At 59.2% G+C, this 10,966-nt stretch carries 14 protein-coding genes; 4 read left to right on the top strand and 10 right to left on the bottom strand.

Going from position 1 to position 10,966, the window contains the following annotated elements:
• Positions 1–3: 3 nt before the first annotated feature.
• Complete coding sequence (gene ribF, locus ACIOVD_RS09250; RefSeq protein WP_095166498.1) at positions 4–942, bottom strand: bifunctional riboflavin kinase/FAD synthetase; 939 nt, start codon at positions 940–942, stop codon at positions 4–6.
• A 129-nt stretch (positions 943–1,071) separates the two neighbouring features.
• Entirely contained in the window at positions 1,072–2,610 is a 1,539-nt protein-coding gene (gene murJ, locus ACIOVD_RS09245; RefSeq protein ID WP_095166496.1) for a murein biosynthesis integral membrane protein MurJ, read from the bottom strand.
• Positions 2,611–2,862: 252 nt separating this feature from the next.
• On the opposite strand from murJ, the gene rpsT reads away from it, so the two are divergent.
• Positions 2,863–3,141: a 30S ribosomal protein S20 gene (gene rpsT, locus ACIOVD_RS09240; protein ID WP_003185593.1), complete on the top strand. Its 279-nt coding sequence runs from the start codon at positions 2,863–2,865 to the stop codon at positions 3,139–3,141.
• Positions 3,142–3,258: 117 nt separating this feature from the next.
• Here rpsT and ACIOVD_RS09235 read toward each other — a convergent pair whose 3' ends face one another.
• The 5 genes from ACIOVD_RS09235 to rplU form a co-directional block, all read right to left on the bottom strand.
• The gene (locus ACIOVD_RS09235; protein WP_095166494.1) at positions 3,259–3,720 is read right to left on the bottom strand and encodes a CreA family protein; all 462 of its coding nucleotides are present in this window, start codon (positions 3,718–3,720) and stop codon (positions 3,259–3,261) included.
• A gap of 15 nt (positions 3,721–3,735) precedes the next feature.
• Positions 3,736–4,854, bottom strand: a complete 1,119-nt coding sequence (gene proB, locus ACIOVD_RS09230; protein ID WP_401127253.1) for a glutamate 5-kinase — start codon at positions 4,852–4,854, stop codon at positions 3,736–3,738.
• A 123-nt stretch (positions 4,855–4,977) separates the two neighbouring features.
• Positions 4,978–6,201, bottom strand: coding sequence for an Obg family GTPase CgtA (gene cgtA, locus ACIOVD_RS09225; RefSeq protein WP_095166490.1), 1,224 nt, complete (start codon positions 6,199–6,201; stop codon positions 4,978–4,980).
• Between the two features lie 193 nt (positions 6,202–6,394).
• Entirely contained in the window at positions 6,395–6,670 is a 276-nt protein-coding gene (rpmA, locus tag ACIOVD_RS09220) for a 50S ribosomal protein L27 (RefSeq protein WP_093419745.1), read from the bottom strand.
• 35 nt (positions 6,671–6,705) lie between these two features.
• Positions 6,706–7,020 carry a 50S ribosomal protein L21 gene (gene rplU / locus ACIOVD_RS09215; protein ID WP_003176051.1) on the bottom strand — a complete coding sequence of 105 codons (315 nt, stop codon included), beginning with the start codon at positions 7,018–7,020 and terminating at the stop codon, positions 6,706–6,708.
• Positions 7,021–7,260: 240 nt separating this feature from the next.
• On the opposite strand from rplU, the gene ACIOVD_RS09210 reads away from it, so the two are divergent.
• From ACIOVD_RS09210 to ACIOVD_RS09200, 3 genes are all read left to right on the top strand, one after another.
• A complete protein-coding gene (locus tag ACIOVD_RS09210; RefSeq protein WP_401127250.1) occupies positions 7,261–8,229 on the top strand; it encodes a polyprenyl synthetase family protein in 969 nt (322 codons plus the stop codon).
• 185 nt (positions 8,230–8,414) lie between these two features.
• Positions 8,415–8,756, top strand: coding sequence for a zinc ribbon domain-containing protein YjdM (locus tag ACIOVD_RS09205; RefSeq protein ID WP_123477918.1), 342 nt, complete (start codon positions 8,415–8,417; stop codon positions 8,754–8,756).
• Positions 8,757–8,960: 204 nt separating this feature from the next.
• Positions 8,961–9,218, top strand: a complete 258-nt coding sequence (locus ACIOVD_RS09200) for a hypothetical protein (protein WP_095166625.1) — start codon at positions 8,961–8,963, stop codon at positions 9,216–9,218.
• Positions 9,219–9,301: 83 nt separating this feature from the next.
• On the opposite strand, the gene ACIOVD_RS09195 is transcribed toward ACIOVD_RS09200, so the two are convergent.
• The 3 genes from ACIOVD_RS09195 to ACIOVD_RS09185 all read right to left on the bottom strand — a co-directional run bounded on the left by ACIOVD_RS09195 (position 9,302) and on the right by ACIOVD_RS09185 (position 10,950).
• Positions 9,302–9,919, bottom strand: coding sequence for an FKBP-type peptidyl-prolyl cis-trans isomerase (locus tag ACIOVD_RS09195; protein WP_095166489.1), 618 nt, complete (start codon positions 9,917–9,919; stop codon positions 9,302–9,304).
• A 129-nt stretch (positions 9,920–10,048) separates the two neighbouring features.
• The gene (locus ACIOVD_RS09190) at positions 10,049–10,351 is read right to left on the bottom strand and encodes a DUF6482 family protein (protein ID WP_095166487.1); all 303 of its coding nucleotides are present in this window, start codon (positions 10,349–10,351) and stop codon (positions 10,049–10,051) included.
• A gap of 110 nt (positions 10,352–10,461) precedes the next feature.
• The gene (locus ACIOVD_RS09185; protein ID WP_095166485.1) at positions 10,462–10,950 is read right to left on the bottom strand and encodes a TIGR00645 family protein; all 489 of its coding nucleotides are present in this window, start codon (positions 10,948–10,950) and stop codon (positions 10,462–10,464) included.
• Positions 10,951–10,966: the final 16 nt, after the last annotated feature.

The following is a 10,966-nucleotide window of genomic DNA, read 5'->3' as shown; positions in this document are numbered from 1 at the left end:
TCATTAGCGATTGGCGCTAGGTGCGGCATAGGCACGGGCGGCGGCGACATCCGCATTGATCGCCGTCTTAAGCGCCTCCAGAGAGGCGAAACGCTGCTCATCACGCAGCTTGTGGTGGAAAACCACCGTCAAACGCCGGTCATACAGATCGCCGGCAAAATCGAGTATATGGACTTCAAGGTGGGCTTTGCCGTCACCTGCGACCGTTGGCCGGACGCCGATATTGGCGACGCCTGGCCAGGTCTTGCCGTCGAGGTCGACACTCACCAGGTACACCCCGGTCAGCGGCACGCGACGGCGCTTGAGTTGCACGTTGGCCGTTGGCGTACCCAACTGGCGCGCCAGCTTCTGCCCGTGCAGGACCCGCCCGGCAATCCGGAACGGCCGCCCGAGCAAACGCTCAGCCAACTCGAAATCAGCGGCGGCCAGGGCGTTTCGCACCTGGGTGCTGCTGACCCGCAGACCGTCCAGCTCGACCGTCTGCGCCGCTTCCACGGTAAAACCCTGGACGCTACCCGCCTGCTGCAGGAAATCGAAATCCCCTACCCGGTCACAGCCGAAGCGGAAATCGTCACCGACCTCCAGATGCTGGACGCCCAGGCCATCGACCAGGATGGTGTCGACGAATTCGGCGGCGCTGAGCTTGCTCAAGCGCTGGTTGAACGCCAGGCATAACACCCGGTCAACGCCTTCGTCTGCCAGCAGTTGCAGCTTGTCGCGCAGGCGAGCAAGACGCGCGGGCGCGGTGTCGGGCGCAAAAAACTCGCGGGGCTGGGGCTCGAAAATCACCACGCAGCTGGGTACGCCCAACTCAAGCGCACGTTCACGCAGCCGGCCCAGGATAGCCTGGTGACCACGGTGAACACCGTCAAAGTTGCCAATAGTGGCGACGCAGCCCCGATGCTGGGGGCGCAGATTGTGGAGGCCTCGAACCAGCTGCATAACGCGCTTCTTGCTCATAAAGTGGTCGATTATAACCACACCCGGCGGCCGACGACAGGCAACACCGTAACCCAAAGTGATCGAACCGACAAAACCGACGCCTGGCTCGCGATTATTCCAGCATTGGCGTCAGCTCAACGCCTTGCGATTGAAGTCCCGCAGACGGAAGCCCAGCAGCGCCAGCATGCCGAAATACGTTACCACCCCAGCACCAACCAGCACGCCCAGACGCAGGAAACGCTCGAGCATGTGACCGTCGCTCCAGGCCGGCATGAAATGCATTATCCCCAGCAGTACTGCGGACATCACGGCCACCGCCAGCAACAGCTTAAGGGCAAACTTGCCCCAGCCCGGCTGCGGTTGATACATATTCTGCTTGCGCAGTTGATAGAACAACAGGCCGGCGTTCAGGCACGCCCCACCACTGATGGCCAGCGCCAGGCCCGCGTGCTTCAGCGGGCCGACCAAGGCCAGGTTGAACAGCTGGGTGACTATCAGGGTGAAAATTGCGATTTTTACCGGAGTGCGGATGTTCTGTTGCGCGTAAAAGCCGGGAGCCAGCACCTTGATCACGATAATCCCCAGTAATCCGACCGAATACGCCACCAACGCGCGCTGGGTCATCGACGCATCAAAGGCACTGAACTGACCGTACTGGAACAGCGACACCGTCAACGGCTCCGCGAGGATCCCCAGGGCCAGCGCACAGGGCAGCACCAGCACGAAGCACAGGCGCAGGCCCCAGTCGAGAATGCGCGAGTATTCGTGGCGGTCCTTGCTGGCATAGGTCTTGGCCAGGGTCGGCAGGAGAATGGTGCCCAGGGCCACGCCCAACACTCCTGATGGCAACTCCATCAGCCGATCGGCGTAGTACATCCAGGACACGGAGCCGGCCACCAGGAAGGATGCAAAAATGGTGTTGATGATCAACGAAATCTGGCTGACCGAAACCCCGAGGATCGCCGGCAGCATTTGCTTCATCACGCGCCAGACCCCGCTATCGCGCAGGTTCAGCCGTGGCAGCACCAGCATGCCGATCTTTTTCAGGTGTGGCAGCTGATAGAGCAACTGCGCCAGGCCGCCAGCCAGTACCGCCCAACCCAGCGCCATCACCGGCGGATCGAAGTAGGGGGTGAGGAACAGCGCGAAGATGATCATGCTGACGTTGAGCAGGGTCGGCACGAACGCCGGCACCGAGAACCGGTTATAGGTATTGAGAATCGCCCCAGCCAGCGAAGACAGGGAGATCAGCAATATATAAGGGAACGTGACCCGCAGCAGGCTGGACGTCAGCTCGAACTTTTCCGGGGTATCGGTAAAACCCGGGGCCGTGGCCCAGATCACCCAGGGCGCGAAGATCATCCCGATGATCGTCACCAGCGCCAGCACCAGCGTCAGCAAACCCGAAACATAAGCCACGAAGGTGCGGGTCGCCTCCTCGCCTTGCTGACTTTTGTATTCTGCCAGGATCGGTACGAACGCCTGGGAAAACGCGCCCTCGGCGAAGATCCGCCGCAACAGGTTGGGCAGTTTGAAGGCAATGAAGAAGGCGTCCGTGGCCATGCCGGCGCCAAATATACGGGCGACGAGGGTGTCACGCACGAACCCCAGAACCCGGGAGATCATCGTGATAGAGCTGACGGCGGCCAAGGATTTAAGCAGGTTCATGGAAGAGTTTTTTGCCTGTCGATAAACAGCAGGCGAACAATGCGCCTACTTATGCGATACTCCGCGCCGCAACAGCACAGAGCCAAAGCTCGCGAGTTTACAGGTCGTACGCCGGAATGAAATATCCCGGTGCTTTATACCTACCACTTAGCGGAACGTCTCAACCGCCCTTGACAAGACTTCAACTCATCGGCATGATTCGCGGCCTATTTTGTTTGCTATTTCCCAAAAAGTCTTTCGAGGAGCTCGACGGTGGCCAACACACCTTCCGCCAAAAAACGTGCAAAACAGGCTGAGAAGCGTCGCAGCCACAACGCCAGCCTGCGTTCCATGGTTCGTACCTACATCAAGAATGTAGTTAAAGCCATCGACGCAAAAGACGCTGAAAAAGCGCAAGCTGCTTACGTTCTGGCCGTGCCAGTTATCGACCGTATGGCCGATAAAGGCATCATCCACAAGAACAAAGCTGCTCGCCATAAGAGCCGCCTGAATGGCCACGTAAAGGCTCTGAACGTTGCCGCTGCTGCCTAAGCGACACGCTCATTAAAAAACCGACCTCAGGGTCGGTTTTTTATTGCCTGCGATTTGATCAAACCAATACAAAAAACTGTAGGGGTGGCTGCCCGCCCCTACGAGCCTCGAATCAAATCAATGCTGAGCCCACGGCAAAATCGGAATCGCCGTCACCGCATTCTGCGGACTGCCTTCGATCAGGCGGTCGCTATAGACCAGGTACACCAGGGTATTGCGCTTCTTGTCGAGAAATCGCACCACCTGCATGGTCTTGAACACCAGGGACGTGCGCTCCTTGAACACCTCGTCACCATCCTTGAGCTCACCCCTGAAGCTGATCGGCCCGACCTGACGACAGGCAATGGACGCCTCGGCACGATCCTCGGCCAACCCCAGGCCACCCTTCACTCCGCCGGTCTTGGCGCGCGACAGGTAGCAGGTCACACCATCGACCTTCGGATCATCAAAGGCCTCGACCACAATACGGTCATTGGGCCCGACAAACTTGAACACGGTCGATACCTGACCAATCTCTTCGGCCGAAGCCAATAGCGGCATCGCCAGCAACAACCCCAACAAGCCCTTTGCCATGCGCATGCGCTTTTCCTTCACTCAAACCAGAATCAGGTTATCGCGGTGAACCAGTTCCGGCTCCGCCATGTAACCCAGCAAACCGACAATCGCCTCGGACGATTGACCGATGATTTTTTGCGCCTCCAGGGCGCTGTAGTTAGCCAGGCCACGGGCAATCTCGCGACCGTCCGGCGCCACGCACACCACCATTTCGCCACGGCGGAAGCTGCCCTGGACCAGTTTGACGCCGACTGGCAGCAAGCTCTTGTTGCCCTGGGACAAGGCCGAAACCGCGCCCGCATCCAGCACCAGCGTGCCGCGCGTCTGCAAGTGCCCCGCCAACCACTGCTTGCGCGCCGCCAGCAGGCCACGCTCAGGCGACAGCAAGGTGCCGATACGCTCGCCCGCCTTCAGGCGATCCAGCACCCGCTCCAGGCGCCCGCCCACGATGATCGTGTGCGCACCGGAACGCGCCGCCAGCCGCGCCGCACGCAGCTTGGTCTGCATACCGCCACGCCCCAGCGCGCCGCCCGTACCGCCAGCCACCGCATCCAGCGCCGGATCATCGGCACGCGCCTCGTAAATCAGCTGGGCATCGGGGTTATTCCGCGGATCAGCGTCGAACATGCCATCACGGTCCGTGAGAATCACCAACAGGTCAGCCTCGACCAGGTTGGCCACCAGTGCCGCCAGGGTATCGTTGTCGCCGAAGCGGATTTCGTCGGTGACCACCGTATCGTTCTCGTTGATCACCGGGATGACCTTGAGATCGACCAGCGCGCGCAGGGTGCTGCGAGCATTGAGGTAACGCTTGCGATCGGACAAGTCATCATGCGTCAGCAGGATCTGCGCAGTGTGCCGGCCATGCTCGGCGAAGCTCGACTCCCAAGCCTGCACCAGGCCCATCTGGCCAATAGCGGCCGCCGCCTGCAACTCATGCATTGCACTGGGTCGTGCAGTCCAGCCCAGACGACTCATGCCCGCCGCCACCGCCCCCGAGGACACCAGCACCAACTCGACGCCCGCCTCGTGCAGCACCACCATCTGCTCAACCCAGACGCCCATTGCCGCGCGATCCAGACCCTTGCCGTCAGCCGTCAGCAAAGCGCTGCCGATCTTCACGACCCAACGCTGCGCACCTGTCACCTTGCTCCGCATGATCTTCAACCTTAGCTTGAGGACAGCACGACCCAGTGCTGCCCATAACGTTATTCGTGACTACCGATTTCCAGATACTAAAACGCCGCTCCAGGGAGCGGCGCTTAAGTTTATCGCAACGTATCAGTCACGCACGTAAATGATTTCCGGACCATCTTCGTCATCCACATCTTCTTCATCCCAGTCATCGTCACCGATGTCATGGACCGACTTCACGCCGCTGCGGCGCAGGGCACGCTGGTCATCCAGGGCCTGCAGCTGGGCACGCGCTTCATCTTCGATGCGCTGGTCAAGATCGGCCAGCTCTTCGCGGTACGCCGGATCGTTGGCCAGGCGATCAGCACGATCTTCCAGGTAACGCATGATGTCGCGAGTCAGGCGCTCGGTGCCTTCTTTGGCGATAGCCGAGATGACGTAGACCGGACCGGTCCACTCCAGGCGATCGACGATCTCCTTGACGCGCTCTTCGTGCTCTTCCTCAAGAATCTGGTCGCACTTGTTCAGCACCAGCCAACGATCACGCTCAGCCAGGGACGGGCTGAACTTGGTCAGCTCGCTGACGATCACTTCAGCGGCATCGGCTGCACTGGTTTCATCCAGCGGCGCCATGTCGACGAGGTGCAACAGCAGGCGGGTACGCGATAAGTGCTTGAGGAAACGAATCCCCAGGCCGGCGCCATCCGAAGCACCCTCGATCAGACCCGGGATGTCGGCAATGACAAAGCTTTTCCAGCGATCGACACTGACCACGCCCAGGTTTGGCACCAGGGTGGTGAACGGGTAATCGGCAACTTTCGGCTTGGCAGCCGACACCGAACGGATAAAGGTACTTTTACCGGCGTTAGGCAAACCCAGCAGGCCGACGTCCGCCAACACTTTCATTTCCAGCTTGAGGTCACGCTGCTCGCCCGGCTTGCCCGGCGTAGTCTGGCGTGGCGCCCGGTTGGTACTGGATTTGAAACGGGTGTTACCCAGACCGTGCCAGCCACCATGCGCCACCAACAACCGCTGACCAGCCTTGGTCAGGTCGCCGATAACTTCCTGGGTTGCCGAATCGATCACCGTGGTACCGACCGGAACCCGCAAAACCAGCTCTTCACCCTTCTTGCCGGTGCAGTCAGTGCTGCCGCCGTTGGCGCCACGCTCAGCATCGAAGTGCCGGGTGTAACGGTAGTCCACCAAGGTATTGAGGTTTTCGTCGGCGATCATGTAGACCGAGCCGCCATCACCCCCATCACCACCGTTCGGACCACCGTTCTCGATGAATTTTTCCCGACGGAAGCTCATGCAACCATTGCCGCCATCGCCAGCTTTTACTCGAATCGATACTTCATCAACAAACTTCATAACAAAACGCCTCTCGCCATACGGACGAGCCGAAAAAACCAAGACATAAGACTCTTGCAAAAATGAGCGCAGCGACCTCAAGCAACGACCGCAAACCCACTGCTTTCGCCCATCACAAACAGCTTTGCAAGAGACTCACCCCACAAACGAAAAAGCCCCGTCGCAAGACAGGGCTTTTCCAGCAACTACGTAATTATGCCGCGACGACTGGAGTCTTCGGGACAATGCTCACGTAACGGCGGTTGAAAGCGCCTTTTACTTCGAACTTGATCACGCCGTCGATTTTAGCGAACAGAGTGTGATCTTTGCCCATGCCAACGCCGTAGCCAGCGTGGAATTGGGTGCCGCGCTGACGCACGATGATGTTGCCCGGAATGATAACCTGGCCGCCATACATCTTCACGCCAAGGCGTTTGGCTTCTGAGTCGCGACCGTTACGGGTACTACCACCAGCTTTTTTGTGTGCCATGAGTTCAATTCTCCTAGTGAGGAATTAGGCTGAAATTAAGCCTGAATACCGGTGATTTTGATCTCGGTGTACCACTGGCGGTGGCCCATACGCTTCATGTGGTGCTTACGACGACGGAACTTGATGATGCGGACTTTATCGTGACGACCTTGGGAGATCACTTCAGCCACAACGGTAGCGCCAGCAACAACTGGAGCGCCGATATTCACGTCGTCGCCATTGGCAACCAACAGAACGCGATCAAAAGTAACGGATTCGCCGGTAGCGATTTCCAGTTTTTCGATCTTCAGGTATTCACCTGGAGCAACTTTGTACTGCTTGCCACCAGTAACGATTACTGCATAAGACATGGTATTTCTCCGATAATCCTGCTCACCCAGCTCTTTATAAGAAGAGGTATTGGCTGGCATGGCTGCATAAGGCTGGAAGGCCGGTTTGCAATTGCGTAAGGCAGGTGCTGCCCAGGAAGTTCAGGGTGCGCGATTGTACGCAAGCCACGAGCGCGTTGCAAGGGGCCGTCCATCGTGCCTTGACACCCGCTGGCGTGGGTCCTAGCATGCCGCGCAACCCTTATGGAGCACCTGTCGCTGATGCAACCCCAAGCTTTCTACCGCGCGGTGGCGGACGATTTTAGCGCCGTCGACGGCATCATCAAGAAGCAGCTGACTTCCCGAGTGCCGCTGGTATCGAAAATCGGCGACTACATCACCTCGGCTGGCGGCAAACGCCTGCGTCCTTTATTAGTGCTGCTGTGCGGCAAGGCCCTGGGTCGCGAAGGCGATGACATGCGCCTGCTGGCAGCCACTATCGAGTTCCTGCACACCGCCACCCTGCTGCACGACGACGTGGTCGACATGTCCGGTATGCGCCGTGGCCGCTCGACTGCCAACGCCATGTGGGGCAATGCCCCGAGCGTGTTGGTCGGCGACTTCCTGTATTCGCGCTCGTTCGAGATGATGGTCGAACTGGGCTCCATGCCGGTGATGAAGATCCTCTCCCAGGCCACGCGGATCATCGCCGAAGGCGAAGTCCTGCAGCTGTCCAAGGTGCGCGACGCCAGCACCACCGAAGAAACCTACATGGAAGTCATTCGCGGCAAGACCGCGATGCTCTTCGAAGCCTCGACCCACAGCGCTGCTGCCCTCGCGGGTGCAACCCCGGAGCAGAGCGAAGCCCTGCGCACCTTTGGTGATCACCTGGGCGTGGCATTCCAACTGGTCGACGACCTGCTCGACTATCGCGGCGATGCCGAGAGCCTGGGCAAGAACGTCGGCGACGACCTGGCCGAAGGTAAGCCGACCCTGCCGCTGATCTACACCATGCGCGAAGGCACGCCAGAACAGGCAGCCCTGGTGCGCAAGGCGATCCAGAAAGGCGGCATCGAAGACCTGGAGAGCATCCGCGCCGCTGTGGAGGCCTCAGGCTCGCTGGAATACACCGCGCAATTGGCGCGCGACTATGTAGCCCGCGCGATCAAGTGCCTGGAAATGCTGCCGGCCAGCGAGTACCGCGATGCCCTGGTTGAGCTGAGCGAGTTCGCGGTCGCCCGCACGCACTAAGGGATATCTGTAGGAGCGAGCTTGCTCGCGAAGGTCGCCAACGATAACGCGTGCATCCTGAATGAACGTGGTGTCATTGAGTTCTTCGCGAGCAAGCTCGCTCCTACAGGTGTTGCATCGCCCTCTCCCGCTTAAAACCCTATATAATGTGCGCTTTTTAGCCATCCTGAACTCAAGGAGCTTTAGTGAGCACGTTGCCACCCTGCCCGAAATGCAATAGCGAATACACCTACGAAGACAGCGCCCAACTGATCTGCCCGGAGTGCGCCCACGAATGGTCCGCCAACGGCGAAGCCGAGGCGGCGTCCGATGAAACTGTGAAAAAGGATTCGGTCGGCAACGTCCTGCAAGATGGCGACACCATCACCGTGATCAAGGACCTCAAGGTCAAGGGCACCTCGCTGGTGGTCAAGGTCGGCACCAAGGTCAAGAACATCCGCCTGTGCGATGGCGACCACGACATCGACTGCAAGATCGATGGCATCGGCCCGATGAAACTCAAATCCGAGTTCGTCAGAAAAGTCTGAGCCTGCTGCAAGCCATCGCGCGTCCGCGCGGGATGGCTGCTCCCCCCCCCTCGCAAGCCTTCCTCCCGCCCCAATAGCAAAACGCCAGCCGTTTTGATCCTGAGCAATCCCCGCGCACAAAATCCGCAGAAACCGCCAATAGGCACTTGCTATTAATTGAATAAGAATTATTCTCATCAAACCACTAGAAAGGAGATGAGCATCATGACTTACTTGATCGATGCATGGCTGGACCGCCCACACCCTTACCTCAGGATCCTGCATCGGGAAACCGGGGAAGTCTGCGCTGTACTGGAAGAAGAAGCCTTGAGCGAACTGCAGGACCAGGGCGACCTCGACCTCAATGGCCTGAGCTCCAGCGAACCGGTGGTGCTCAAGGAGCTGGTGCGCAACCTGTTTCTGTTCTGCTATGCCCGGGCATTGCGCCCGACGCATGATCTGACGCACAAGATCGAAATATGATGCAGCACAAAAAACTGTGGGAGCTAGCGCCCGCAAGCGAGCGCTCGCTCCCACATTAGCCCGATGTCATATCGGGCCGGGTATTACAGAACGTCCAGCAGCTCGACGTCAAATACCAGAACGCTGTGCGGCGGGATGCTGCCAACGCCTTGAGCGCCGTAAGCCAATTCGCTCGGCACGTACAGACGCCATTTGCTGCCTGCGTTCATCAGTTGCAGGGCTTCGGTCCAGCCAGCGATCACGCCGCCAACCGGGAATTCTGCAGGTTGACCACGATCGTAGGAGCTGTCGAACACAGTGCCGTCGATCAGGGTGCCGTGGTAGTGAGTACGCACGGTGTCTTCGCGGGATGGCTTGGCGCCTTCACCGGCAGTCAGGACTTCAAATTGCAGACCGGAAGCCAGGGTGGTGATGCCGTCACGCTTGGCGTTTTCAGCCAGGAATGCCAGGCCTTCACCCGCCGCTGCTTCAGCCTTGGCTGCCGCTTCGGCTTGCATGATTTCACGGATGACCTTGAAGCTGGCCGACATGGCTTCCTGGCCAACGCGGCTTTCCTTACCGGCGAAAGCGTCGGTCAGACCTGCCAGGATTGCGTCCAGGCTAACGCCCGGTGGCGGGTTGTCGCGCAGCTGGTCGCCCAGCTGACGGCCGATGCCGTAGCTGACGCGGGTTTCGTCGGTGGACAGATTTACTTCGGACATGACACTGCTCCGCTGTGCGGACGGCCCGAGACATTGCCGTGCGTGCACAGCGCATCCCGGAGCGCCCGGAACCAAAAGGGCGAGCAGACTAGCACAGATGCCCGTGCCGTGATCAGGGGGCCAGCGTCCTCAAGCCGAACGGAAGGCGATCGGCACTTTCAGGCTGTCCTCGCTACTGGCGCCCAATCCGCACATCTCGTCGTGGACCGAGGTGTGAACCAGATTGAACGGTAACTTGGGAAAGGCGTGGAGCATTTGCCGCGCATGCTCCACCGAGCGCAGGTGCATCATCTGGCCATGGGTGTCGCTCAGCGGGTAGGCCGCGCCGTGCATCCGCGCCTCGAGGAGATAGATCCCGCCTTCCATGGAGATCAGGTTCAGCTCATCGACCTTGCCGGCGATGGCATAGGCGTTCAACTCTTGCAGGTTCATGTGCACACCCCGTGCATTGGCGAGCCAGGACCCTTACAGGGATAAGCCTCGACGCACCAAAGCACAAGCCGACAACGCTGCCGCCCGTCCGTTTACCACCTGCGGGGTAATCAGTGCTTGGTCAGTTTGTCCAGGTAGCCCATGGCGAACGCCGAAATCACGAACGTCATGTGAATGATCACGTACCACTTCAGGTGCTCGGGATCGACGTTCTTGGCGTCCATGAAAATGCGCAGCAAGTGGATCGAGGAAATCGCCACGATCGAGGCCGCGACTTTCATCTTCAGCGAAGACGAATCCATGGTGCCCAGCCAGTTGAGCTTTTCCTTGGATTCATCGATATCCAGCTGGGACACGAAGTTTTCATAGCCGGAGATCATCACCATCACCAGCAGGCCGCCCACCAGGGCCATGTCGATCAGCGACAGCAGGACCAGGATCAGGTCCGACTCGGCCATCGAGAAGACGTTGGGGATAACGTGGAAGACTTCCTGAAAGAACTTCAGGGCCAGGGCCAGCAAACCCAGGGACAGGCCGAAGTAGATAGGGGCCAGCAACCAGCGCGAAGCGTACATTGTGTTTTCGATAAAGCGTTCCATTAAATCTCACACCAAG

Origin of the sequence: Pseudomonas sp. NPDC087626, assembly GCF_044743405.1 — a bacterium.
GTDB lineage: Bacteria > Pseudomonadota > Gammaproteobacteria > Pseudomonadales > Pseudomonadaceae > Aquipseudomonas.
This window is presented reverse-complemented; position numbering and strand designations above follow the sequence as displayed.